The sequence below is a fragment of the Pseudomonas putida genome, assembly GCF_001976065.1.
In the GTDB taxonomy this organism is placed as follows: Bacteria; Pseudomonadota; Gammaproteobacteria; order Pseudomonadales; family Pseudomonadaceae; genus Aquipseudomonas; species Aquipseudomonas serbica.
In genome coordinates this window covers 331,974-357,049 of the sequence record NZ_MNAH01000005.1, presented here as the reverse complement: position 1 = coordinate 357,049, position 25,076 = coordinate 331,974, and the positions used below count along the sequence as shown (strand labels likewise).

Genomic DNA, 25,076 nt, shown 5'->3' with positions numbered 1-25,076 from the left:
AGAGACGCCCATGGCACAGTTTGAGCCAGGTCACTTGCACATTGAGCGTCATGCGCTGACACCGGACGATGTCAGCTACAACGTGCACCTCGACTATGAAGTCAGCAAGAATGACAAAGGTGAAAAAGGCATCCAGTTCACCATGCATGGCAGCATTCAGGGCAAGGACATGTCAGAGCCCTTCTTCCTGCCCAAGGAAGAGGCCTACAACTTTGCCAGGGATGTGACGAGAATTGCCGAGAAGTACGGAATCCCGAAAACCCACAGCCAGATCGGCTCGGTGCACAAGCATTACGACTTGATGTTCGAAGACATCCGGCAGCAGTTGAATATGAAGTCCGGCGACGCGGTGAATCCCGAGCACTTCGAATAACCCGAACAAACATTCTGGGGTCAATCCAAACCACTGTGGGAGCGAGCCTGCTCGCGAAAGCGGTGTGTCAGTCGCCATCCACGTTGCCTGACACGACGCCTTCGTCGGAACGCCGCCCGGAGCAGGCTCGCTCCCACAAGGGGACCTCGCCACGCTGAAATCCCGCGCAGGATTTCATCATTCGCTTGCTCCAAGGCATACTTGCCACCCTCCGCACGCCAGAACCCAAAACCGCCCCATGCGTATCCACGTCAGCTTCATCGATCGAGTCGGCATCACCCAGGAAGTCCTGGCCCTGCTCGGTGGACGCAACCTCAACCTGGATGCGGTGGAAATGGTCCCGCCCAACGTCTACATCGATGCGCCAACCCTGAGTCCGCAAGTGCTCGAGGAACTGCGCGATGCGCTGCTGAGCGTCCGTGGCGTGCAGGCGATGACCGTGGTCGATATTCTTCCCGGCCAGCGCCGGCACCTGCAGCTCGATGCGCTGCTCGCGGCGATGACCGACCCGGTGCTGGCGCTGGACAGCGCCGGCAAGGTACTGCTGGCCAACCCGGCATTGATCGCCCTGTATGGTCGCGAACCGGCCGGTGAAAGTGTCGCCGACCTGTTTGCCGACCCGGCGCTGCTCGATGCCTTGCTCGAACAGGGTTTTCGCCTGCCGCTGCGGGAAATTACCGTCAACGGCCAGACGTTGTTGCTGGACGCCACGCCGATCACCGACGCTGGCGCCCTGCTCACCCTGTATCAACCCAACCGCATCGGTGAACGCCTGTCGGCCCTGCACCACGATCACGCCGAAGGATTTGATGCGCTGCTCGGTGAATCACCCGTGATTCGCACGCTCAAGGTCCGAGCGCAACGGGTGGCGGCACTCGATGCGCCCCTGTTGATCCAGGGCGAAACCGGCACCGGCAAGGAACTGGTGGCGCGGGCTTGCCACGCCATCAGTGCACGGCACAGCTCACCATTTTTGGCCTTGAATTGCGCGGCATTGCCGGAGAACCTCGCCGAAAGCGAACTGTTCGGCTACGCCCCTGGTGCCTTCACCGGCGCGCAACGGGGCGGCAAGCCGGGGCTGATGGAACTGGCCAACCAGGGCACGGTGTTTCTCGACGAGATCGGCGAGATGTCACCCTACTTGCAGGCCAAGTTGCTGCGCTTCCTCAACGATGGCAGCTTCCGTCGGGTCGGCGGCGATCGTGAGGTCAAGGTCAATGTGCGGATCCTCAGCGCCACCCACCGTGACCTGGAAAAAATGGTCAGCGAAGGCTTGTTCCGCGAAGACCTGTTCTACCGCCTCAACGTGCTCAATGTCGAAGTCCCGCCCCTGCGTGAACGGGGCCAGGACATTCTGCTGCTGGCCCGCTACTTCATGCAGCAGGCCTGCGCACAGATCCAGCGCCCGGTCTGCCGCCTGGCGCCGGGCACTTATCCGGCGTTGTTGGGTAACCGCTGGCCGGGCAACGTGCGGCAACTGCAAAACGTGATCTTCCGTGCGGCAGCCATTTGCGAAAGCAGCCTGGTAGACATCGGCGACCTCGACATCGCCGGTACCTCGGTGGCGCGCCAGAGCGACCAGGAGGTCGACAGCCTGGAGCAGGCCATGGATGAGTTCGAGAAAACCCTGCTGGAAAAGCTCTACGTCAGCTACCCCTCGACCCGTCAACTGGCCAACCGCCTGCAAACCTCTCACACCGCCATCGCCCATCGACTGCGCAAGTACGGCATTCCTAATAAGCCCTGACCGCTCGGTCAAATGTGGGAGCGGGCTTGGTCCGGGCGGCGTTCCGACGAAGGCAGTGTGTCATTCACAGATGAATTGACTGGTCTGCCTTCGCGAGCAAGCCCGCTCCCACAGGTTTGAGTCCGGCCCGGAAATTTCACTCCAAAAACGACCTCCACCTGTACTGAAAGCGCTACAGCGGAACGATATCGCTACACCCCTCTTCTAACGGCCCTGCGCAAGGCTTTGATCCACTTCAGCTTTTTTCTTCTGCCGCCTCTGTAGCGATATCGCTACAGCCTGCGAATTCAGTTGCGCCGTGAATTATCGCAACCTGTTGATTTAAAACAATAAAACAACATTGGCCGCGTTCTTGCTTAGTAACCCTGCATAAACCAGGGCATTGCCCAAGCATTCAATCGCGTCCACCAGACGAGTCTGGCCCCTTAGGAGTTTCCATGAGCGAGTTGCGTTTTACTGAAGATCACGAATGGCTGCGCACCGAAGCTGACGGCAGCGTCACAGTCGGCATCACCGCTTTCGCGCAGAACGCCCTGGGTGACGTGGTTTTCGTACAACTGCCGGAGCTGCAGTCCTACGACAAAGGCGCTGAAGCCGCCACCGTGGAATCGGTAAAAGCCGCCAGCGGCGTGTACATGCCACTCGACGGCGAAGTGCTGGAAGTGAACCCGGCGCTGGACAGCAGCCCTGAGCTGGTCAACGAAGATCCGCTGGGCGAAGGCTGGTTCTTCCGCTTCAAGCCCGCTGACGCTGCCGCTGTCGGCCAACTGCTGGATCAGGACGCCTACGACCGCCTGATCAAAGCCCAAGCCGAAGCCTGAGGAACCCGCCATGACGATTAATCTCAGCACCGCCAACGAATTCATCGCCCGCCACATCGGCCCCCGCGCCGGTGACGAGCAGGCCATGCTCAACACCCTCGGTTTCGACTCCCTCCAGGATCTGAGCGCCAGCGTCATCCCCGACAGCATCAAGGGCACCAGCGTGCTCGGCCTGGAAGAYGGCCTGAGCGAAGCCGAYGCCCTGGCGATGATCAAAGGCATCGCCGGCAAGAACCAGCTGTTCAAGACCTTCATCGGCCAGGGCTACTACGGCACCCACACGCCGTCGCCGATCCTGCGCAACCTCTTGGAAAACCCAGCCTGGTAYACCGCCTACACCCCGTACCAGCCGGAAATTTCCCAAGGCCGTCTCGAAGCGCTGCTGAACTTCCAGACCCTGATCAGTGACCTCACCGGCCTGCCGATCGCCAACGCCTCCCTGCTCGACGAAGCCACCGCCGCCGCCGAAGCCATGACCTTCTGCAAGCGCCTGAGCAAGAACAAGGGCAGCYACCAGTTCTTCGCATCACGGCATTGCCACCCGCAGACCCTCGACGTGCTGCGCACCCGTGCCGAACCGCTGGGCATCGAGGTGGTGGTCGGTGACGAGCGCGAACTGAGCGACGTGACGCCGTTCTTCGGCGCCCTGCTGCAGTACCCGGCGAGCAACGGTGACGTGTTCGACTACCGCGAACTGACCGAGCGCCTGCACGCCGCCAACGCCCTGGTGGCCGTGGCCGCCGACCTGCTGGCCCTGACCCTGCTGACCCCGCCGGGCGAATTCGGTGCCGACGTGGCCATCGGCAGCGCGCAACGYTTCGGCGTGCCGCTGGGCTTCGGWGGCCCRCACGCGGCCTACTTCTCCACCAAGGACGCGTTCAAGCGCGACATGCCGGGSCGTCTGGTCGGCGTCTCCGTCGACCGTTTCGGYAAGCCGGCCCTGCGCCTGGCGATGCAGACCCGCGAGCAGCACATCCGCCGCGAAAARGCCACGTCGAACATCTGCACCGCGCAAGTGCTGCTGGCCAACATCGCCAGCATGTACGCCGTGTACCACGGTCCGAAAGGCCTGACGCAGATTGCCCAGCGTGTGCATCACCTGACTGCGATCCTGGCCCAAGGCCTGAAAGCGATCGGCCTGAACGTCGAGCAAGAAACCTTCTTCGACACCCTGACTCTGGCCACTGGCGCGCAAACCGCTGCGCTGCACGAACAGGCACACGCCCAACAGATCAACCTGCGTGTGGTCGATGGCGAGCGCCTGGGCCTGTCCCTGGATGAAACCAGCACCCAGGCCGATGTGGAAACCCTGTGGGCGCTGTTCGCCGCGGGCCAGGCCCTGCCGGATTTCGCCGCCCTCGCCGCGTCGACTCAAGCAACCATCCCGGCCGCATTGGTKCGCCAATCGCCGATCCTCAGCCACCCGGTGTTCAACCGCTACCACTCGGAAACCGAGCTGATGCGCTACCTGCGCAAGCTCGCCGACAAGGACCTGGCGCTGGACCGCACCATGATCCCGCTGGGCTCGTGCACCATGAAACTCAACGCCGCCAGCGAAATGATCCCGGTGACCTGGGCCGAATTCGGCGCCCTGCACCCGTTCGCCCCGGCCGAACAAAGCGCCGGTTACCAGCAGCTGACCGATGARCTGGAAGCGATGCTCTGCGCCGCCACCGGCTACGACTCGATCTCGCTGCAGCCCAACGCCGGGTCCCAGGGCGAGTACGCCGGCCTGCTGGCCATCCGCGCCTACCACCAGAGCCGTGGCGACGACCGCCGCGACATCTGCCTGATCCCGTCSTCGGCCCACGGCACCAACCCGGCCACCGCGCAGATGGCCGGCATGCGTGTRGTSGTSACCGCCTGCGACGCCCGCGGCAACGTCGACATCGAAGACCTGCGCGCCAAGGCCATCGAGCACCGCGACCACCTCGCYGCGCTGATGATCACCTACCCGTCGACCCACGGCGTGTTCGAGGAAGGCATCCGCGAAATCTGCGGCATCATCCAYGACCACGGCGGCCAGGTGTACATCGACGGCGCCAACATGAACGCCATGGTCGGCCTGTGCGCCCCGGGCAAGTTCGGCGGCGACGTCTCGCACCTGAACCTGCACAAGACCTTCTGCATYCCCCACGGCGGTGGYGGCCCGGGYGTCGGCCCGATCGGCGTCAAGTCGCACCTGGCGCCATTCCTGCCAGGCCACGCGCACATGGCGCGCAAGGAAGGCGCGGTGTGCGCCGCACCGTTCGGCAGCGCGAGCATTTTGCCGATCACCTGGATGTACATCCGCATGATGGGCGGTGCTGGCTTGAARCGCGCTTCGCAGCTGGCGATCCTCAACGCCAACTACATCTCCCGTCGCCTGGAAGAGCACTACCCGGTGCTGTACACCGGCAGCAACGGCCTGGTCGCGCACGAATGCATCCTCGACCTGCGCCCGCTCAAGGACAGCAGCGGCATCAGCGTCGATGACGTCGCCAAGCGCCTGATCGACTTCGGCTTCCACGCCCCGACCATGTCCTTCCCGGTGGCCGGCACCTTGATGATCGAGCCGACCGAAAGCGAATCCAAGGAAGAACTGGACCGCTTCTGCGACGCCATGATCCGCATCCGCGAAGAGATCCGCGCGGTGGAAAACGGCACGCTGGACAAGGACGACAACCCGCTGAAAAACGCCCCGCACACCGCGGCGGAATTGGTTGGCGAGTGGTCGCATCCGTACAGCCGCGAGCAGGCGGTGTATCCGGTAGCGTCGCTGATCGAAGGCAAATACTGGCCGCCGGTCGGTCGTGTCGACAACGTCTTCGGCGACCGCAACCTGGTTTGCGCCTGCCCGTCGATCGAAAGCTACGCTTAAACGAATGGGGGCAGGTTCGCCTGCCCCCACTTTCCAGAACACCGCTCCCCCCTGCAGGAGCTGGCTTGCCAGCGAAGACGGAATATCAGCCAACACAACTGTTGCCTGACACACCGCCTTCGCTGCGATGCGGCGACCCGACAAGCCAGCTCCTACAGGATCTCCACAAGATTTGCGCCAATTCCTATAACAAGAAACCGGAGAACAACCATGTCGTTAAGCGTGTTCGACCTGTTCAAGATTGGCATCGGCCCCTCCAGCTCCCACACCGTCGGTCCGATGCGTGCTGCTGCGCGTTTCGCCGAAGGTCTGCGCCGTGAAGGGCTGTTGGCTGCAACCACCTGCGTCAAGGTTGAGCTGTACGGCTCACTGGGCGCCACCGGCAAGGGCCACGGCAGCGACAAGGCTGTGTTGCTCGGCCTGGAAGGCGAACACCCGGACACCGTGGATACCGAAACCGTCGCCGCCCGCCTGCAAACGATACGCGGCAATGGTCGCTTGAACCTGCTCGGCGAACACAGCATTGCGTTCAATGAGAAAGAACACCTGGCGATGATTCGCAAACCGTTGGCCTATCACCCCAACGGCATGATTTTTCGCGCGTTCGATGCCGCCGGTCTGCAAATCCGCAGCCGCGAGTACTACTCGGTCGGAGGTGGTTTTGTCGTCGATGAGGACGCCGCTGGCGCCGACCGCATCGTCGAAGACGCCACCCCCCTGACCTTCCCGTTCAAAAGCGCCAAGGACCTGCTCGGTCACTGCACCACCTATGGCTTGTCCATCAGCCAAGTGATGCTGACCAACGAAAGTGCCTGGCGCCCGGAAGCGGAAACCCGCGCCGGCTTGCTGAAAATCTGGCAGGTGATGCAGGACTGTGTCGCCGCCGGTTGCCGCAACGAAGGCATCCTGCCCGGCGGCCTGAAGGTCAAGCGTCGGGCAGCCGCGCTGCATCGGCAATTGTGCAAGAACCCCGAATCAGCACTGCGCGACCCGCTGTCGGTACTGGACTGGGTCAACCTGTACGCCTTGGCGGTCAACGAAGAAAACGCCAACGGCGGGCGCGTGGTGACAGCCCCGACCAACGGCGCGGCCGGGATCATTCCGGCGGTGCTGCATTACTACATGCGCTTCATTCCCGGCGCGACCGACGACGGGGTGGTGCGCTTCCTGCTGACCGCCGCGGCCATCGGCATCCTGTACAAGGAAAACGCCTCGATCTCCGGCGCCGAAGTCGGCTGCCAAGGCGAAGTCGGCGTGGCTTGCTCCATGGCGGCGGGCGCCCTGTGCGAAGTGCTTGGCGGCACCGTGCAACAAGTGGAAAACGCTGCGGAAATCGGCATGGAACACAACCTCGGACTGACCTGCGACCCGATCGGCGGGCTGGTGCAAGTGCCTTGCATCGAGCGCAACGCCATGGGTTCGGTCAAGGCCATCAATGCCGTGCGCATGGCCATGCGCGGCGACGGGCAGCACTTCGTGTCCCTCGACAAGGTCATCCGCACCATGCGCCAGACCGGCGCCGACATGAAAAGCAAATACAAGGAAACCGCCCGAGGCGGTTTGGCGGTCAACATTATCGAGTGCTGATGCGCGCTCATCTGCACACTTCTCCAGGAGTTGAATATGTCCACCGAACAACTGTTGAAAACACCGTTGCACGCCCTGCACATCGAATTGGGTGCGCGCATGGTGCCGTTCGCCGGCTATGACATGCCGGTGCAATACCCACTGGGCGTGATGAAAGAACACCAGCACACCCGCGAGCAGGCTGGCCTGTTCGATGTTTCGCACATGGGCCAGATCCGCCTGACCGGCGCCAATGCCGCCAAGGCCCTGGAAACCCTGGTACCCGTCGACATCATCGACCTGCCGGTGGGCATGCAGCGCTACGCGATGTTCACCAACGAGAGCGGTGGCATCCTCGACGACCTGATGGTCGCCAACCTGGGTAACGACGAGCTGTTCCTGGTAGTGAATGCCGCGTGCAAGGACCAGGATCTGGCCCACCTGCGCAAGCACATCGGCGACCAGTGCACCATCGAGCCGCTGTTCGAAGAACGCGCCCTGCTCGCCCTGCAAGGCCCGGCTGCCGTGACCGTGCTGGCACGCCTGGCGCCAGAAGTGGCCAAGATGACTTTCATGCAGTTCGCCCGCGTGACTCTGCTGGGCGTGGATTGCTTTGTCAGCCGCTCGGGTTACACCGGTGAAGACGGTTACGAAATCTCGGTTCCGGCCGCCAGTGCCGAAGCCTTGGCCCGCGCCCTGCTGGCCGAGCCGGAAGTGGCGGCCATCGGCCTCGGCGCGCGCGACTCCCTGCGCCTGGAAGCCGGCCTGTGCCTGTACGGCCATGACATGAACACCGACACCACCCCGATCGAAGCCAGCCTGCTGTGGGCCATCTCCAAGCCGCGTCGTGCCGACGGTGCGCGTGCCGGCGGCTTTCCTGGTGCAGAAACAGTATTCGCCCAACAACAGGGCGGTGTTACCCGCAAGCGCGTTGGCCTGCTACCGCAGGAACGCACCCCGGTGCGCGAAGGCGCGGAAATCGTCAACGAAGCTGGCGAAATCATCGGCAGCGTTTGCAGCGGCGGCTTCGGACCGACCTTGGGCGGCCCTCTGGCCATGGGTTACCTCGACAGCGCCTACATCGCCCTCGAGACGCCGGTATGGGCCATTGTTCGTGGGAAAAAGGTGGCTTTGCTTGTAAGCAAAATGCCATTTGTTCCACAACGCTACTATCGCGGCTGATTAACTGTTCCTATAAGTAACGCGGTTGTGCTTACACTGCACTAATGTGTAACGCAACCGCCATAAAATAGTGCATCGTTTGGCTCTAAGCTTCGATTATGAACTTTGATTATAACGATCGAAAACATTTGAACACCGCCAGTGCATAAGGCCGGGCTAGTTGTCATCCATGCCAGGAACCTGAGCAAATCCGGGCCTTGCAGAGGGCTTGTTTTTTATCCCGTAGTTGGCGTAGAGTTTGTTCACTGTGTTTGCATGGGTCGCTTGGAATCGTGACCTGGGCAGTAGCCTACAAGTTAGCTACATCCCGTTCGACGTCTTCTTACTCTCCTGCAACCAGCCCCAGTACTCTTTCATGAGAGAGAGACTGTCATTAATTTTTTGCGTCAAAGGAAATAAGAAATGTCCCAACGTCAGAGCGGTACCGTCAAGTGGTTTAACGACGAGAAAGGTTTTGGTTTTATCACTCCTGAAAGCGGTCCGGATCTGTTCGTGCATTTCCGCGCCATCCAGGGCAACGGCTTCAAGAGCCTGAAAGAAGGCCAGAAAGTGACTTTCATCGCCGTGCAGGGCCAGAAAGGCATGCAGGCTGACGAAGTACAAGCAGAAGCCTAATCTTCTGTAACGAAAAAGCCCCTGATGCTGACATCAGGGGCTTTTTTGTGCGTGTAAATCCGTAAAATGGCTTCTTTTTGCGCCCAGAGGCTGCCATGTCGAAACACTTCCTCAAACCCCAGGGCGACTTCCCCGCCGTCGGCCTGGGTCGTCGCCTGGCAGCGATGTTCTATGACTTCCTGTTGTGCACCGCCCTGCTCATCGTCACCAGCGGCGTCTACAAGATGATCCAGATGGCGATCATCGGGGAAGAGAAAATGCGTACCCTCACCGAAGCCGGCGCGCTGGACGGCGATCCACTGCTGTCGACGGTGCTACTGTTCGTGCTGTTCGGCTTCTTTGCCAAGTTCTGGACCTACTCCGGCCAGACCCTGGGCATGCAGGTGTGGGGCGTGCGCGTACAGAATGCCGATGGCTCGTCCATCAGCCTGTGGCAGGCCCTGTTGCGCTTTGTGGTGTCGATCGCATCGTTGTTGTGCGTGGGCCTGGGGTTCTTCTGGTCGCTGTTCGACAAGCAGAAACGCAGCTGGCATGACATGTACTCCAATACCCAGCTCGTTCGCATTCCAAAGAAGACCAAATAATTTTCGGTAAACACAAACCAATGTGGGAGCGGGCTTGCTCGCGAAGAGGCGCGTCAGACAATATCACTGTCGACTGATACACCCTCTTCGCGAGCAAGCCCGCTCCCACAGTTTTATCGGGTTACCTGACAGACCTCAGGCGTTCCCGGCCAGCTTCATCCGCGCCGCCTGGGTAAAGTCCAACATCCGCTTCAACGGCCGAATAGCCTGCGGAATCAACGCCGGATCAACAAAGATCTCGTTCGTCCCCTCTTTCAAGCTCTTGAGCGTGCGCTCAAGGGTGTTCATCGCCATCCACGGGCAATGCGCGCAACTACGGCATGCCGCGCCGTTACCGGCCGTTGGCGCTTCGATAAAGACCTTGTCCGGACACAACTGCTGCATCTTGTAGAAGATACCGCGGTCGGTGGCGACAATCAGGGTCTTGTTCGGCAGGCTCTGTGCCGCCGCGATCAACTGACTGGTGGAGCCGACGGCATCCGCCAGCTCGATCACCGAGGTCGGCGACTCCGGATGCACCAGGATCGCCGCATCCGGATACAGCGCCTTCATATCTTCGAGCTGCTTGGACTTGAATTCTTCGTGAACGATGCAGGCACCGTCCCACAGCAGCATGTCGGCACCGGTCTGGCGCTGGATGTAGGTGCCCAGGTGCTTGTCCGGCCCCCAGATGATGGTTTCGCCGTTATCCATCAGGCTTTCGACGATTTCCAGCGCACAGCTGGACGTCACCACCCAATCCGCGCGGGCTTTGACCGCCGCCGAGGTATTGGCGTAAACCACCACCGTACGCTCCGGATGCTGGTCGCAGAATGCGGAAAACTCATCGACCGGACACCCCAGGTCCAGTGAGCACGTCGCCTCCAGGGTCGGCATCAGGATGCGTTTCTCGGGGTTGAGGATCTTGGCCGTCTCGCCCATGAATTTCACCCCGGCGACCACCACGGTCTTGGCCGGATGGGCATTGCCGAAGCGGGCCATTTCCAACGAGTCGGAGACACAGCCACCGGTTTCTTCGGCCAGGGCCTGAATAACCGGATCGCAATAGAAGTGCGCCACCAGCACCGCGTCCTGAGCCTTGAGCTCGGCGGCGATGGCGGCACGGTAATAAGCTTCCTCGTCGGCGGTCAGCGGCTTGGGCTGCTTGGCGTCGAGGTGGGCTTGAACCAGAAGGCGTTCGGAAATCTGCGTCATTTTCGCAAGACCTGCAGGCGCTTAAGCGCGAAAGTCGAGTATACACCCCGGCTCCGGACCCTTGAGGGTACCGCCGGGAGAGTGAGTCATCATCAGAGCTTTGAAGAGGCGCAAGGCTACAGAATATCCGCGGGATGCAAAAGATGATTCTGACCTGAGCCGTGCGGTGCTGATCGGGATCGGAATCAGGATCGGCGAAAGCACAAATCGCAGGCAAAAAAAAACCCGGAAATCCTCACTTGCGTGGGCCTTCCGGATTTTCTAAACCGCCAAAAATGGTGGGTCGTGTGGGATTCGAACCTACGACCAATTGGTTAAAAGCCAACTGCTCTACCAACTGAGCTAACGACCCGCTGTGTGGTGGCGCGTATAATACTGATTTTTAAGGACTATTCAACACCTATTTTAAAAATAATCAAAAATAAGGTGTTGGGTCGCTGATTCCGGCCGCCGCAAAGCCTTCTGCGCGCAGACGGCAGCTGTCGCACTTGCCGCAGGCACGGCCGTTATCGTCGGCCTGATAGCAGGAAACGGTCAGGCCGTAATTCACACCCAGCTTCACGCCAGCCTGGACGATTTGCGCCTTGCTCAGGTTTTGCAGTGGCGCCTGGATGCGGAAGCCATTGCCTTCTACGCCGGCCTTGGTCGCCAGGTTGGCCATACGCTCGAAAGACTCGATGAACTCGGGACGGCAGTCCGGGTAACCGGAGTAATCCACTGCGTTGACACCGATGAAGATGTCCCGTGCGCCGAGCACTTCCGCCCAGCCCAATGCCAGGGACAGGAACACCGTGTTACGCGCAGGCACGTAGGTCACCGGAATGCCCTCGCCCAGCTCTTCCGGGATATCGATGCTGCTGTCGGTCAGCGCCGAGCCACCCATGCCGTTCAGGTTCAGGCCGATGACCTTGTGCTCGACCACCCCCAGGTCGCGGGCGACCCGCTCGGCGGCGTACAGCTCGGCGTGGGAACGCTGACCGTAGTCGAAACTCATGGTGTAGCAGCTGTAGCCTTCGGCACGCGCCATGGCCACGACAGTTGCCGAGTCCAGGCCACCGGACAACAGGATGACCGCACGTTTTTCAGCAGTGTTGAGTGGTTCAGTCATTTCAGCGCCCCGGTTCGTCATTCCATAGATATTTATGCAGCTGCAACTGCAAACGCACTGGCAGGTTATCCGCCACCACCCAGTCCGCCAGGTCTCGTGCATTGAGATCATGGTGGCTTGGCGAGAACAGGACTTCACCAGCGCGCTTGTCCAGACCGTACTGGATCAGCTTGGACACGGACCAGTCATAGTCTTCCCGCGAGCAGATGACAAACTTCACCTGATCGTTGGGCGTCAACAGCTCGATGTTTTCGTAGCGGTTGCGATGCGCTTCCTTGGACCCTGGGGTTTTCAGGTCGACAACGCGACTGACCCGGGAATCTACCGCCGAGATATCGATCGAGCCACTGGTTTCCAGTGACACTTCGTAACCGGCATCACACAGGCGCTTGAGCAATGGAATGGCATTGGGCTGGGCCAGGGGCTCGCCGCCCGTGACACAGACGTAGCGCGGACGAAAACCGGCGACCTGCTCGAGGATATCGTCGAGGGTGCGCAGGGTTCCGCCAGTGAAGGCGTAGGCGCTGTCGCAGTATTGGCAACGCAGGGGGCAACCGGTCAGGCGCACAAAAACAGTGGGCAGGCCAGCAGTCCGCGTTTCACCCTGCAACGAGTAGAAAACTTCGGTAATTCTCAATGTGTCTTGCATAGTCGCCACGGGCGTAACAGCTAAACAGGCTGTCCGCCTCCGTCAGGCACTTCAAGGAGCCTCGGCAATGCGCAGGCCCCAAAAAGCGTGTTTCATAAAAAGGGCGTGAATTCTAACGAAAAAACCCGCGACAAGCGCGGGTTTCTTCGAAAGGGGTCAAGCAGCCCTTACATTTTTTGCAGGTCACGCTGGGCCAGCTGAGCGGCGGAAGTGCCCGGAAACTGGGACACAACCTGCTGCAGAATGCCTTTTACCTTGTCTGGATGACCGAGGCGGCGCTCTACGTCAGCAAGCTTGTACAGCGAGTCAGGCACTTTGGCGTGCTTGGGGTACAACTGCGAAACCTTGGCAAAGGCCTGACCCGCACCTTGCAGATCGCCTTTGGCCAGGTTCACTTCGCCCAACCAGTACTGGGCATTGCCGGCGTACTGGCTGTTCGGGTACTTGCGCAGGAAAGCGGCAAAAGCCTGGCTGGCCTTGTCGAAATCCTTGGCCTTGATCAGGTCGAAGGCAGCATCGTAATAGAGCTTTTCCTTCGCCGGATCCGCCGGCTCGCTACCCGCGGCGGGTGCTTGAGCGGCGGCCGCTCCCGCACCTGCAGCTGCGCCAGCGGCTGCACCGGGGGCGTTCAAGTCGCCACCGGTTGAAGAATTCTCAGGAGTCGCGGCTGGTGCAACGCCGGTTCCTATGCGCCGATCAAGATCCTGGTATCGCTCCAGGCTTTCCTGCTTCATGCGCGCTACATCATTTTGCAGCTCTTCGATCACACCCTGTTGGCGTGAGATCTGATCCTGCATTTGTTGCAGTTGGTTGAACAGCTGGCCCTGTGCCGAGACAGGGGCCGAAACCCCTCCCCCGGCATAGGCGCCGTTCGTACCGTAGCCTGCAGGCGGATAAGTGCTCCCGCTATTGTTATAGCCGGAGTCATTATCGACCACAGGAACCGCAGCCCACGCCGCAAGCGGCGCGAGGCTGAGAGCCAGAACAGTTACAGCACGACGGCACGTTCGCATGACGAATTACTTACGCAGTTCGACGCGACGGTTTTGAGCCCAGGACTGCTCGTCGTTGCCGGTAGCAACTGGACGCTCTTCGCCGTAGGAAACCAGTTCCAGCTGAGCTGGGGAAACGCCTTGCAGTACCAGGTAGCGCTGAACGGCTTTCGCACGACGCTCGCCCAGTGCCATGTTGTACTCACGAGTACCACGTTCGTCGGTGTTGCCTTCCAGAACAACGCGAGCGCCGTTTGCTTTCAGGTCTTTGGCGTGAACGTCCAGAGCGCGCATGGCTTCTGGCTTCAGGTCCGAACTGTCGTATTCGAAGTAGAAAGTGGTGATAGCGCGCAGTGCAGCTTCTTCGCTCAGGGAGCCGTCAACTGCACCAGTGTTTGCGCCGTAACCAGCGTTTGGATCTACCGCGCCTTCACCGGCATTGTCGCCGCCTTTGGACGAGCAACCTACAGCTACAGCCATGGCCAGTGCCAGCGCAGCAAATTTACCAAACTTCAGCATTTCCATCGTGAAACTCCTAATGAACCCCAGTGTGTTAAGTAAAACGTATAGCGCCGCGTCAGTTCAGGTAAGGGGACCAGGAAGGTTCTCTGACTTCGCCTTGAGCGGTAGGAAGCGGGAGCCTTACGCGTCCATTGATAGACACGAGCATCAAGACTCCCCGGCCCTGCTGGCGGGTGGCGTAGATTACCATGGTGCCGTTGGGCGCGACAGTGGGCGACTCGTCCAGAGTGCTATCAGTGAGGATTTTTACACTACCGCGTTGCAAATCCTGGGCCGCCACCTTGAAATTGGTGAAGCCATCCTGACGGTGAATCATGACAAGCGTCTTTTCATCAGCCGACAGTTTAGGGTTGGCGTTGTAGTTACCGACGAAAGTCACTCGTTCGGCACCGCCGCCGCCCACACTGGTCTTGTAGATCTGCGGCTTGCCACCACGATCGGAAGTGAAGTAGATGGTCGAGCCATCCTTGCCCCAGAACGGTTCGGTGTTGATGCCAGGACCGTTGGTGACACGGGTGATCTGACGCGAACCCAGGTTCATCACATAGATGTCCGGGTTGCCGTCTTTCGACAGTACGAACGCCAGGCGATTGCCATCCGGCGACCAGGCTGGCGCGCCGTTCAGGCCTTCGAAGTTGGTGATCTGCTCACGGCGACCGGTGTCGATGTTCTGCATGAAAATGCGCGGACGCTTCTGCTCGAACGAGACGTAGGCGATACGCTTGCCATCGGGTGCGAAACGCGGCGACAGGATCGGCTCGCGCGATTGCAGCAGGGTCACGGCACGGGCGCCGTCATAGTCCGAACGCTGCAGCGTGTAACGGGTGTTCTTTTCGGAGAAGCGCTCGGCCGTCACGTACAGCAGGCGAGTCGAGAACGCACCCTTGATACCGGTGAGCTTTTCGAACGACTGGTCAGCGATGTAGTGCGACATGTCGCGCAACTGATCGACGCTGCCCGACACGCTGCCGGTCAGCACTTGCTGCTCGGTGGCGACGTTGAACAGGGCGTATTGAACCTGCAGGCGACCGCCCGTTGGCGCAATGCTGCCGACCATCACGTACTGTGCGCCCAGCGCCTTGAAGTCGCGGAAGATGATTTCGCTGGCCTGGCTAGGCTGGCTGATCATGTTCTGCTTTGGAATCGGCGAGTAGTAACCCGAGTTGCGCAGGTCGTTACCGATGATTTCCGCCATGTCGTCCGGCAGCACGCTGCCGCCCTGGTTGCCAAACGGCACGACCGCGATCGGGGTGGCCCGATCGCTGCCGCTGGTGACCAGAATGTTTTTCTCATCTGCCATCGCGATCCCTGCCATGCAGCAGATCACGACGAGCATTCCTCGAAGGAGGTTTCTCACGGGGCTAGATCCTCAGGTGTGAATGTCATCTTGAATGAACGATACGGAGCAAAATCGCTCGGCTTCATTCCCTGCATTTCTGTCAAACGTCCAATATTCTTCACTGCCGCTACGGCTGAAGCGTCAAACGGACCGTCGCCACTGGACTTGAGCACCTTGACCGAAGTCACCGTACCGTCCGGCAACATGCCGATTTGCAGCTGAACCGTCATGCCTTTGCGGGCCGAAGGTGGACGAGCCCAGCCTTCCGCTGCACGCACTCGAATCAGGTCGTCGAAACTGCCGGCGACTTCGTCACCCTGCTCATCGGCCAAGGCCTGCTGACGCTGCGGCGTATCGGAAAGCAAATCTGCCAGGGCCTGGGCCTTTTTGTCTTCGGCGGATTTACGCGCCGCATCCTGCGATTTCTTCTTCGCAGCATCGGCAGCAGCTTTCTTCTTCGCTTCTTCGGCGACTTTCTTCTTCGCCTCTTCAGCTTCAGCTTTCTTCTTGGCGTCTTCGGCGGCTTTCTTTTTCGCGTCTTCGACGATCTTTTTCTTCGCTTCTTCAGCGGCCGCTTTCTTGGCCTCTTCTTCAGCAGCCTTCTTGGCTTCTTCTTCCGCTTTCTTCTTGGCTATATCAGCCAATTGTTTCTCTTCTGCCTTCTTGGCTTCGGCGGTCTTCTTCGCTTCATCGGCTTTCTTGGCTTCATCAGCCTTCTTGGCCTCATCAGCCTTTTTCGCCTCTTCCGCTTTCTTCGACTCGTCGGCCTTCTTGGCTTCCTCGGCCTTTTGAGCCGCGTCTTCTTTCTTTTGTTCCGCAGCCTTTATCGCTTCCTGCTCGACCTTCTTCTGTTCCAACTGCTCGACTTCGGTCTGGCGCGCGGCGGATTTCTTCGCCTCACCCGCAATCTTCTGATTGGTCTGGGTGGTCGCCTGACTTTTCGATTTCAGCTGGTACAGGGTCGCCTGGACGATCGGCTTGGCCGGCGGCAGCTCCGGGGTGAAGGCAAAACTGACGAACAGCATGCCGAACACCAGCACGTGCAAGCCAATCGCCCAGACACTAGGCCAGAAGTAGCTTTCCGAGGCGGACGGCTCTCGCTGTTGCTGCATCAGGGCGCCTCGGTAATCAAGCCAACATTACCGACGCCGGCTTTCTGCAACCCGCCCATGGCGCCCATGACGGAGCCGTAGTCGACACTCTTGTCACCGCGGATGAACACCTGGGTGCGCTTGCCGCTTTCGTTGCCTACGCGAATGATCTTGGTCACCGCATCAGTCATCTGCGGCAGGGTCATGGCCCTGTCCTGCTGCTTCTCGGTGTCGACTTCGCTGCCAAGGTTCCAGTAGTAGGTCTTGTCGGATTTGATCGAAATGGTCAGGACCTGGGTGTTGTTGTCTTGCGGCAAGGCTTCGCTGGAAACCTTGGGCAGATCAACTTTCACGCCCTGATTGAGCATTGGCGCGGTCACCATGAAGATGACCAGCAGCACCAACATCACGTCGATGTAGGGCACTACGTTCATCTCGGCGACCGGCTTGCGCTTTTTGCGAGCTCGAGCGATTAAAGCCATTGGAAATTACCTGCTTATTCTTCGCTGGTGTGCACTTTACGGTGCAGGATCGCCTGGAATTCATCGGCGAAGGTGTAGTAGCGGCCCAGCAAGGTTTCGCTGCGAGCAGCAAAACGGTTGTAAGCGATAACGGCTGGAATGGCAGCGAACAGACCGATCGCGGTGGCGATCAGGGCTTCAGCGATACCCGGGGCCACGGTGGCCAGGGTCGCTTGCTGGGCAGTCGCCAGGCCACGGAAGGAGTTCATGATGCCCCAGACCGTACCGAACAGACCGATATACGGGCTCACGGAACCGACAGTGGCAAGGAATGGCAGGCTCTGCTCGAGCTTTTCTTCTTCACGGGAAATGGCCACGCGCATGGCACGGGCCACACCTTCCATGACCGCCTCGGGATCGACTCCAGGCTGCTGGCGCAGACGGGAGAATTCCTTGAAGCCGGCGCGGAAGATCTGCTCGACACCTGAATCCGGGTCCGGGTTGCTACCCGCCTGACGGTAGAGCTTGGACAGGTCGATACCCGACCAGAAGCGCTCTTCGAAGCTCTCCAGGGCACGTCGACCGGCGCGCAGCAGGTTGCTGCGCTGAAAGATCATGATCCATGAGGTCACCGATGCGGCTACCAGGGTCAGCATTACCAGTTGCACCACGATGCTGGCATTGCTGACCAGGCTCCACATGGAGGAATGGTCGACGACGTTAGCTTCCACGCTTTATCTCCTGCTTTGAGTGTGTACCCGCGCCGCTCACGGCGGCAAAGGCCGCTCGTAGAGCTTCGGGAATGGCCCGGGGTTTCAAACTGTCGGTGCGCACACAGGCCACCAAAAACTGCCCTTCGCAGAGCAGCGCATCATCCGTCGCCCGCCTGACCTGCTGTTTGAAGCGCAGGCTGGCACGGTTCAATTCAATTACTTCAGCGCTTACCAGCAGCTCGTCGTCCAGTCGCGCCGGCGCGTGGTAGCGCGCTTCGCTGGAATGCACGACGAACAACAGGTCCTCCCCTGCCAGCTGCGATTGGGCAAAGCCCAGCTCTCGTAGCCGCTCGGTTCGAGCCCGTTCCATAAACTTGAGGTAATTAACGTAATACACGATGCCGCCCGCATCGGTGTCCTCGTAATAAACGCGACAACGATGTGCGAAAGGCTCAAGCCCGTTTTGCGCGCGCATACTCTAGTGCTTACTCCTCAGGTTGCCAATCCGGCCAGGCAACTGTTTTTCAAAGTTCTGCGGCTTTCGCGCAAAAGTACGGTCCTCGGACCACACATTGCCCGAAAAAATCAGCTCGCAACGTTAATTAATCGTCCACGGCATCAAGAAACTCGTCTACTACGGGCATTTCGCCCAATCGTGACGGAATGTTTAATCCGAAATGCAGGTACGCATGCCGAGTCACCACCCGGCCCCGCGGCGTGCGCATGATGTAGCCCTGTTGGATCAGGTATGGCTCCAGCACGTCTTCAATGGTGTGACGCTCTTCGCTGATGGCTGCGGCCAGGCTGTCCACCCCCACCGGGCCGCCATCGAACTTCTCGATCATGGTCAGCAACAGACGTCGGTCCTGGTGATCGAAGCCACGCTCGTCGACATCCAGCAGGTTCAGGGCCAGGTCGGCGATCGGCTTGGTGATGTGGCCTTTGGCGCGCACTTCGGCGAAATCCCGTACCCGGCGCAGCAGGCGGTTGGCGATCCGCGGTGTGCCACGGGCTCGACGAGCGATTTCGAAGGCGCCCTCCGGGTCCAGCGGCAGGCCGAGAATGTTCGCCGAACGGCTGACAATCGTCGACAAGTCGGCGGTGCTGTAGAACTCAAGACGCTGGACGATACCGAAACGATCACGCAACGGGTTGGTCAGCATCCCCGCCCGGGTGGTCGCCCCGACCAGGGTGAACGGTGGCAGATCGAGCTTGATCGACCGCGCAGCCGGACCTTCGCCGATCATGATGTCGAGCTGGAAATCCTCCATGGCCGGATAGAGCACTTCCTCGACAATCGGCGACAAGCGATGGATTTCATCGATGAACAGCACGTCGTGCGGCTCAAGGTTGGTCAGCAGCGCCGCCAGGTCACCAGGCCGCTCGAGGACCGGCCCCGAGGTGCTCTTGATCGACACGCCCATTTCCTGGGCGATGATATTGGCCAGGGTGGTCTTGCCCAGCCCCGGCGGGCCGAAGATCAACGTGTGGTCCAGGGACTCGTTGCGCCCGCGGGCAGCCTGGATGAACAACTCCATTTGCTCGCGAACGGTCGGCTGGCCAATGTACTCGGCCAGGCTGACGGGACGTATCGCCCGGTCCTGGACTTCCTCGCGATCACGGGGGGCGCCCGTGGCGGCGATCAGACGGTCGGCTTCAATCACTTAGATCATTCCCTTCAGGGCACGACGAATCAGGTCTTCGCTGCTCAAGCCTTTCTCCTTGATCGCGGAAATCGCCTTGCTGGCTTCCTGCGGCTTGTAGCCCAGGGAGATCAGCGCGCTGACCGCATCGTTTTCGGCGCTGTTGACCGGCGCTGGCCCGTCCGGCTGGTTCGGCACCAGGGCAAACATGGCCGGCACGGTTTCCCAGGCCTTGAAGCGATCCTTGAGCTCGACCAGCAGGCGTTCGGCGGTTTTCTTGCCGACGCCCGGCACCTTGGTCAGTGCCGAGGTGTCCTGGGACTGCACGCAACGGACCAGTTCGTCGACTTCCAGGCTCGACATCAGGGCCAGGGCCAGTTTCGGCCCCACACCATTGAGACGGATCAATTCGCGAAAAAAGTCTCGCTCACGCTTGCCGACGAAGCCATAGAGTAACTGCGCGTCCTCGCGCACGACCAGATGGGTGTGCAGCGTCAGCGGTTCACCGACCGACGGCAGGCGATAAAGCGTGGTCATGGGCACTTCAAGCTCATACCCCAGGCCATTTACATCCAGAATCAGGTGCGGCGGCTGTTTCTCAGCCAGTGTGCCGCGCAAGCGTCCAATCACGTTACAGATCCTTGAGCGTTGGCCAGCCCTGGGCCAGCGACTGAGAGAACGAGGATTTGGCGCCGACAACCCAGGCGCATCCCCCTCATTCCAGAAAAATAATTGCTGATGCTATCAGAGACGCAGGCGCCCGCCACGACTGCGTGCGGCGCCCAGGCCATGGGGCAACAGGCTGGAGCGGGTGTGCGCATGGCAAATGGCAATGGCCAGGGCGTCGGAGGCATCGATTTGCGGTTTGCTGGTCAGCTTGAGCATGTGCATGACCATCATCTGTACCTGTTCTTTATTGGCCGCGCCGGTGCCGACCACGGCCTGTTTGACCTGGGTTGCCGTGTATTCGGCGATCTCCAGGCTTTCCTCGGCGCCGGCGACGATGGCGGCGCCACGGGCCTGCCCCAGTTTCAGGGCGGAATCGGCATTGCGTGCCATGAACACCTTCTCGATGCCCATGGTGACCGGATGGTAGGTCTGAATGATCTCGCGCACCCCGCGATAGACAATCTGCAGACGCTCATGCAATTCGCCAGCTCCAGTGCGGATGCAACCGGAGGCCACGTACTCGCAGCCACGCCCGGTATCACGAACCACGCCATAACCGGTAATGCGCGAACCGGGGTCGATACCAAGAATTAAAGTCATAACGCCTGCAACGCTGAAGCAAATATCCAAGGGAATTGTAGGAGCTGGCTCGCCAGCGAAGGCGGCCTCAAGACTTGCACAAGTTCAAGGGCCTCTTCGCTGGCAAGCCAGCTCCTACAATGAAGGCGTAGCATTCAGCTTAGTTGTGCGGCGACCGATTCCGGGATTTCGGCGTTGGAGTAGACGTTCTGCACGTCATCCAGGTCTTCGAGCATGTCGATCAGCTTGAGGACTTTTTCGGCACCTTCCAGGTCGAGCTCGGCACTGGTGGTCGGCAACATGACGATTTCCGCGTCATCGCCTTTGAAACCGGCCGCTTCCAGCGCGTTGCGCACCGCGTAGAATCCGGTGAACGAGGTGAACACATCGACGGAGCCATCTTCGTTGCCGACCACGTCATCGGCATCGGCTTCCAACGCTGCTTCGGTCAAGGCATCTTCATCGACGCCTGGCGCAAAGCTGATTTGCCCCTTGCGCTCGAAAAGATAAGCCACCGAACCGTCGGTGCCGAGGTTGCCGCCGCACTTGCTGAATGCATGGCGAACAGCCGCTGCGGTCCGGTTGCGGTTGTCCGTCATGCACTCGACCATCACCGCCACGCCGCCAGGCCCGTATCCTTCGTAGGTCAGTTCTTCGACGTTGTCGGCTTCGGTCGCACCCGCGCCACGGGCAATGGCGCGATCGATGATGTCGCGACTCATGTTCGCCCCAAGCGCCTTGTCCAGGGCCAGGCGCAAGCGCGGATTCGAGCCCGGATCGCCACCACCCTGACGGGCCGCGACGGTCAGCTCACGAATCCATTTGGTGAAGATCTTGCCCCTCTTGGCATCCTGACGTTCTTTGCGGTGCTTGATGTTCGCCCACTTGGAATGACCTGCCATAACTCGCTCCGAATTCTCTTTGAAACATTGCCCGCCACGCTGCATCGCGCCGGCCGGCAAAACAAAAATCTTGAACTGCTTTATGTATAAAGAAAGGGCGCATCCGCAGATGCGCCCTCCTGGGCCTTACTCAGCCTTGGGCGTTTCGCGCAAGCGAATGTGCAGTTCGCGCAATGCCTTGGCATCGACCTGGCCCGGTGCCTGAGTCATGACGTCCGCCGCGCTCTGGGTTTTCGGGAAGGCGATCACTTCACGGATCGACTGGGCGCCGGTCATCAGCATCACCAGACGGTCCAGACCGAAGGCCAGGCCACCGTGCGGCGGCGCGCCGTATTTCAGGGCGTCGAGCAGGAAGCCGAATTTCTCTTCCTGTTCCGCTTCATTGATGCCCAACAGACGGAACACCGACTGCTGCATCTCTTTGCGGTGGATACGGATCGAACCGCCACCCAGCTCGGTGCCGTTCAAGACCATGTCGTAGGCACGGGACAGGGCGCCAGCCGGATTGGCTTCCAGCTCTGCCGGGGTGCACTTCGGCGCGGTGAACGGGTGGTGCAAGGCGGTGAAGCTGCCGTCTTCGTTCTCTTCGAACATCGGGAAGTCGACGACCCACATTGGTGCCCACTTGCAGGTCAGCAGGTCCAGGTCGTGGCCGAGCTTGATCCGCAGCGCGCCCAGGGCTTCGCTGACGATCTTGGCTTTGTCGGCCCCGAAGAACACGATATCGCCGTCGACCGCACCGACGCGATCGAGGATCACGTTCAGGTTGGCTTCCGGGATGTTTTTCACGATCGGCGATTGCAGACCTTCAACACCGGCAGCGCGCTCGTTGACCTTGATGTACGCCAGGCCCTTGGCACCGTAGATACCGACAAACTTGGTGTAGTCGTCGATCTGTTTGCGCGGCATGCTCGCCCCGCCTGGAACGCGCAGAGCGGCGATACGGCATTTAGGGTCGTTGGCCGGGCCGCTGAATACCTTGAAATCGACTTCCTTGAGCTGGTCGGCAACGTCAACCAATTCCAGCGGGTTACGCAGGTCCGGCTTGTCGGAACCGTAGCGACGCATGGCCTCTTCGAAGGTCATGTGCGGGAATTCACCGAACTCCAGACCCAGCACTTCCTTGAACAGGTTGCGGATCATTTGTTCGGTCAGGCCCATGATCTCTTTTTCATCGAGGAAACTGGTCTCGATGTCGATCTGGGTAAATTCCGGCTGACGGTCGGCGCGCAGGTCTTCGTCGCGGAAGCACTTGGCGATCTGGTAGTAACGGTCGAAGCCGGCCACCATCAGCAGTTGCTTGAACAGCTGCGGCGACTGCGGCAGGGCGAAGAACGAACCGGCGTGGGTACGGCTCGGCACCAGGTAATCGCGCGCACCTTCAGGGGTAGCACGGGTCAGGATCGGCGTCTCGACGTCAAGGAAGCCGTTCTCGTCGAGGAAACGACGGATGCTGGTGGTCATGCGCGAACGCAGGCGCAGCTTCTCGGCCATTTCCGGACGACGCAGGTCCAGGAAACGATAGCGCAGGCGGGTTTCCTCACCGACGTCGGAGAACTCGTTCAAGGGGAACGGCGGAGTTTCCGACTCGTTCAGCACTTCCAGCTCATAGCCCAGGACTTCGATCATGCCCGACGCCATGTTGGCGTTGGTGGCACCGGCCGGACGCAGGCGAACCTTGCCGGTGATTTTCACGACATACTCGCTGCGCACGCGATCGGCGGCGGCGAAGGTTTCAGCGCGGTCCGGGTCGAACACCACCTGGGCCAGACCGTCACGATCACGGATATCGAGGAAAATCACCCCACCGTGGTCACGACGACGGTGGACCCATCCGCAAAGGGTAATTTCCTGGCCGTCCAGGCTTTCGTTCAGTTGGCCGCAATAATGGCTGCGCATCATGGTAGTGGTTTCACTTCTCGTAATTCGACATTCGGTTGGAGTGCTTGCGTCGATCCGCTGACGGATGACGCAAGCACTCGCGCGTGTGGTTCAACTCAGGTCCGAAACCCTAGTCAGCTTTGTCACCGCCGGCCAGGTTCTTCTTGGAACCGGTCTTGAAATCGGTCTCGTACCAGCCCGTGCCGCTGAGGCGGAAGCCTGGCATGGATAGCATCTTCTTAAGCTCCGGTGCCTGGCACGCAGGGCAGTCGACCAACGGTGCATCGCTGATCTTTTGAATGGCTTCCAACTGATGACCACAGGAAGCACATTGGTAATCGTACATCGGCATGGGGGTTGTCTCGGCGATCAGATTGCTACCGCGCACGCTGGGTTTTGCGGCAAAGAGCGGGATTATATCCATTAAATGCAGCCTGTGCAGCCGTAAGACTGCACAGATCGACACGTTGCTCTTTGATTCATCCGGTTCATGCCATGGCCGGGCAACGCCCCTCCTTGAGGCTGTGGACAACACAGACCACCCGCACCAACCCGCTGAAATTTCGCACCCCACCATGACGCAAATGCACTTCGCGATCGAAATGGGACAGCAACGCACTGACCGAACAGCAATTGACCCTGGCCATGTCGGCCAAAATATCCCAATACACCTGCTCAAGCCGCAAGCAGGTGGCAAAGCCATTCAATCGCACCGATCGGGACTGCGGCCGGGCCAGCCCCATGTCGAACTCGCTGACAAATGGATCGATCCATCCATCCCTGGCCGAACTCACCCGCCCCTCGCCTCTCCTGCCTTCATATTCCATAACGCTGACACTCCTTTGCCATTTGCGGTTTCTATAAAAGCCATTGCATGCCTATAAAAACGTGAGGGCAAAGTTATAGCCAGATGACTTTATGACCATCCACGTAGGATAAGCCAACAACAGAAGGCGGATCAGGGAGAGCGTCCTAGTCCAGCACTTTTCCCACAGCAACAAGCGAAGAATCGTTCAGGCTACAGATCGCTAATCCGAAGAAACGCAGCGCGCAAACAACAGAGCCATCCGCGCGCCGGCGCATCATTGATCGAGCATTGCGCGGAGCATCCAAGCAGTTTTCTCGTGGACCTGCATGCGCTGGGTCAGCAGGTCAGCCGTAGGTTCATCGCTGACTTTGTCGAGCAGCGGGAAGATCCCTCGGGCAGTACGCGTGACAGCCTCCTGCCCCGCCACCAGTTGCCTGATCATGTCCTCAGCCGCAGGCACGCCCTCTTCTTCCTTGATGGAGGACAGGCGCGCATAAACAGAATAGGCACCCGGCGCCGGAAACCCGAGCGCACGAATACGCTCGGCAATTGAATCGACCGCCAAAGCCAACTCGTTATATTGCTCCTCGAACATCAAATGCAGGGTTCGGAACATCGGGCCTGTAACGTTCCAATGGAAGTTATGGGTTTTCAGGTAAAGCACATAGGTGTCCGACAGCAGGCGCGAAAGCCCTTCGACGATGGACTTGCGGTCCTCTTCACTGATACCGATATCGATTGCCATGTTTTTCCCCTAAAGGTGATGAAGTTCATCCA

At 60.0% G+C, this 25,076-nt stretch carries 26 protein-coding genes and 1 tRNA gene; 8 read left to right on the top strand and 19 right to left on the bottom strand.

The features are described 5' to 3' along the window. The first annotated feature begins 10 nt into the window (after window positions 1-10). The 8 genes from BKX96_RS20105 (at window position 11) to BKX96_RS20070 (ending at window position 9,748) form a co-directional block, all read left to right on the top strand. Window positions 11-373: a DUF5064 family protein gene (locus tag BKX96_RS20105; RefSeq protein WP_046819592.1), complete on the top strand. Its 363-nt coding sequence runs from the start codon at window positions 11-13 to the stop codon at window positions 371-373. Window positions 374-611: 238 nt separating this feature from the next. Beyond that, window positions 612-2,120 carry a transcriptional regulator GcsR gene (gcsR, locus tag BKX96_RS20100; protein ID WP_077185292.1) on the top strand — a complete coding sequence of 503 codons (1,509 nt, stop codon included), beginning with the start codon at window positions 612-614 and terminating at the stop codon, window positions 2,118-2,120. Between the two features lie 437 nt (window positions 2,121-2,557). Further along, window positions 2,558-2,941: a glycine cleavage system protein GcvH gene (gene gcvH, locus BKX96_RS20095; RefSeq protein WP_046819590.1), complete on the top strand. Its 384-nt coding sequence runs from the start codon at window positions 2,558-2,560 to the stop codon at window positions 2,939-2,941. Between the two features lie 10 nt (window positions 2,942-2,951). Then, a complete protein-coding gene (gcvP, locus tag BKX96_RS20090) occupies window positions 2,952-5,801 on the top strand; it encodes an aminomethyl-transferring glycine dehydrogenase (RefSeq protein WP_077185291.1) in 2,850 nt (949 codons plus the stop codon). A 210-nt stretch (window positions 5,802-6,011) separates the two neighbouring features. Further along, window positions 6,012-7,388 (top strand): L-serine ammonia-lyase, encoded by a 1,377-nt coding sequence (locus BKX96_RS20085; protein WP_077185290.1) that lies wholly within the window; start codon window positions 6,012-6,014, stop codon window positions 7,386-7,388. A gap of 36 nt (window positions 7,389-7,424) precedes the next feature. Next, a complete protein-coding gene (gcvT, locus tag BKX96_RS20080; protein ID WP_077185289.1) occupies window positions 7,425-8,549 on the top strand; it encodes a glycine cleavage system aminomethyltransferase GcvT in 1,125 nt (374 codons plus the stop codon). Window positions 8,550-8,951: 402 nt separating this feature from the next. Then, window positions 8,952-9,164 carry a cold-shock protein gene (locus tag BKX96_RS20075; RefSeq protein WP_007977299.1) on the top strand — a complete coding sequence of 71 codons (213 nt, stop codon included), beginning with the start codon at window positions 8,952-8,954 and terminating at the stop codon, window positions 9,162-9,164. 95 nt (window positions 9,165-9,259) lie between these two features. After that, complete coding sequence (locus BKX96_RS20070; RefSeq protein WP_077185287.1) at window positions 9,260-9,748, top strand: RDD family protein; 489 nt, start codon at window positions 9,260-9,262, stop codon at window positions 9,746-9,748. Window positions 9,749-9,883: 135 nt separating this feature from the next. On the opposite strand, the gene nadA is transcribed toward BKX96_RS20070, so the two are convergent. The 19 genes from nadA to BKX96_RS19975 all read right to left on the bottom strand — a co-directional run bounded on the left by nadA (window position 9,884) and on the right by BKX96_RS19975 (window position 25,044). Continuing rightward, complete coding sequence (gene nadA, locus BKX96_RS20065) at window positions 9,884-10,942, bottom strand: quinolinate synthase NadA (RefSeq protein ID WP_008054654.1); 1,059 nt, start codon at window positions 10,940-10,942, stop codon at window positions 9,884-9,886. A gap of 276 nt (window positions 10,943-11,218) precedes the next feature. Then, window positions 11,219-11,294, bottom strand: a tRNA-Lys gene (locus BKX96_RS20060). Window positions 11,295-11,357: 63 nt separating this feature from the next. After that, the gene (gene queC / locus BKX96_RS20055) at window positions 11,358-12,050 is read right to left on the bottom strand and encodes a 7-cyano-7-deazaguanine synthase QueC (RefSeq protein ID WP_046818800.1); all 693 of its coding nucleotides are present in this window, start codon (window positions 12,048-12,050) and stop codon (window positions 11,358-11,360) included. A 1-nt stretch (window position 12,051) separates the two neighbouring features. Next, window positions 12,052-12,699, bottom strand: a complete 648-nt coding sequence (gene queE / locus BKX96_RS20050; RefSeq protein ID WP_046818801.1) for a 7-carboxy-7-deazaguanine synthase QueE — start codon at window positions 12,697-12,699, stop codon at window positions 12,052-12,054. 167 nt (window positions 12,700-12,866) lie between these two features. Then, complete coding sequence (gene ybgF / locus BKX96_RS20045) at window positions 12,867-13,712, bottom strand: tol-pal system protein YbgF (protein ID WP_046818802.1); 846 nt, start codon at window positions 13,710-13,712, stop codon at window positions 12,867-12,869. A gap of 6 nt (window positions 13,713-13,718) precedes the next feature. Next, on the bottom strand, window positions 13,719-14,216 hold the full coding sequence (gene pal / locus BKX96_RS20040; RefSeq protein WP_003178634.1) for a peptidoglycan-associated lipoprotein Pal: 498 nt from the start codon (window positions 14,214-14,216) through the stop codon (window positions 13,719-13,721). 52 nt (window positions 14,217-14,268) lie between these two features. Then, entirely contained in the window at window positions 14,269-15,549 is a 1,281-nt protein-coding gene (gene tolB / locus BKX96_RS20035; protein ID WP_179092165.1) for a Tol-Pal system beta propeller repeat protein TolB, read from the bottom strand. A 17-nt stretch (window positions 15,550-15,566) separates the two neighbouring features. Continuing rightward, a complete protein-coding gene (gene tolA / locus BKX96_RS20030) occupies window positions 15,567-16,664 on the bottom strand; it encodes a cell envelope integrity protein TolA (protein WP_077185284.1) in 1,098 nt (365 codons plus the stop codon). Beyond that, window positions 16,664-17,116, bottom strand: coding sequence for a protein TolR (gene tolR / locus BKX96_RS20025; RefSeq protein WP_162488917.1), 453 nt, complete (start codon window positions 17,114-17,116; stop codon window positions 16,664-16,666). The genes tolA and tolR overlap by 1 nt, the downstream gene beginning before the upstream one ends. Window positions 17,117-17,139: 23 nt before the next feature. Continuing rightward, on the bottom strand, window positions 17,140-17,835 hold the full coding sequence (gene tolQ / locus BKX96_RS20020; RefSeq protein ID WP_007995636.1) for a protein TolQ: 696 nt from the start codon (window positions 17,833-17,835) through the stop codon (window positions 17,140-17,142). Next, complete coding sequence (gene ybgC / locus BKX96_RS20015; protein WP_046818806.1) at window positions 17,825-18,292, bottom strand: tol-pal system-associated acyl-CoA thioesterase; 468 nt, start codon at window positions 18,290-18,292, stop codon at window positions 17,825-17,827. The genes tolQ and ybgC overlap by 11 nt, the downstream gene beginning before the upstream one ends. Before the next feature lie 127 nt (window positions 18,293-18,419). Continuing rightward, window positions 18,420-19,481, bottom strand: a complete 1,062-nt coding sequence (ruvB, locus tag BKX96_RS20010; RefSeq protein ID WP_046818807.1) for a Holliday junction branch migration DNA helicase RuvB — start codon at window positions 19,479-19,481, stop codon at window positions 18,420-18,422. Continuing rightward, window positions 19,482-20,090, bottom strand: coding sequence for a Holliday junction branch migration protein RuvA (gene ruvA / locus BKX96_RS20005; protein WP_046818808.1), 609 nt, complete (start codon window positions 20,088-20,090; stop codon window positions 19,482-19,484). Window positions 20,091-20,204: 114 nt separating this feature from the next. Further along, the gene (ruvC, locus tag BKX96_RS20000) at window positions 20,205-20,729 is read right to left on the bottom strand and encodes a crossover junction endodeoxyribonuclease RuvC (RefSeq protein ID WP_008015799.1); all 525 of its coding nucleotides are present in this window, start codon (window positions 20,727-20,729) and stop codon (window positions 20,205-20,207) included. 134 nt (window positions 20,730-20,863) lie between these two features. Then, a complete protein-coding gene (locus BKX96_RS19995) occupies window positions 20,864-21,610 on the bottom strand; it encodes a YebC/PmpR family DNA-binding transcriptional regulator (protein ID WP_046818809.1) in 747 nt (248 codons plus the stop codon). A gap of 126 nt (window positions 21,611-21,736) precedes the next feature. After that, entirely contained in the window at window positions 21,737-23,512 is a 1,776-nt protein-coding gene (aspS, locus tag BKX96_RS19990) for an aspartate--tRNA ligase (RefSeq protein WP_046818810.1), read from the bottom strand. 109 nt (window positions 23,513-23,621) lie between these two features. Next, window positions 23,622-23,843: an FmdB family zinc ribbon protein gene (locus tag BKX96_RS19985; protein ID WP_007977333.1), complete on the bottom strand. Its 222-nt coding sequence runs from the start codon at window positions 23,841-23,843 to the stop codon at window positions 23,622-23,624. A 136-nt stretch (window positions 23,844-23,979) separates the two neighbouring features. Beyond that, on the bottom strand, window positions 23,980-24,318 hold the full coding sequence (locus BKX96_RS19980) for a ribbon-helix-helix domain-containing protein (protein ID WP_046818811.1): 339 nt from the start codon (window positions 24,316-24,318) through the stop codon (window positions 23,980-23,982). 255 nt (window positions 24,319-24,573) lie between these two features. After that, window positions 24,574-25,044, bottom strand: coding sequence for a Dps family protein (locus tag BKX96_RS19975; protein WP_046818812.1), 471 nt, complete (start codon window positions 25,042-25,044; stop codon window positions 24,574-24,576). Between the last annotated feature and the right edge of the window lie 32 nt (window positions 25,045-25,076).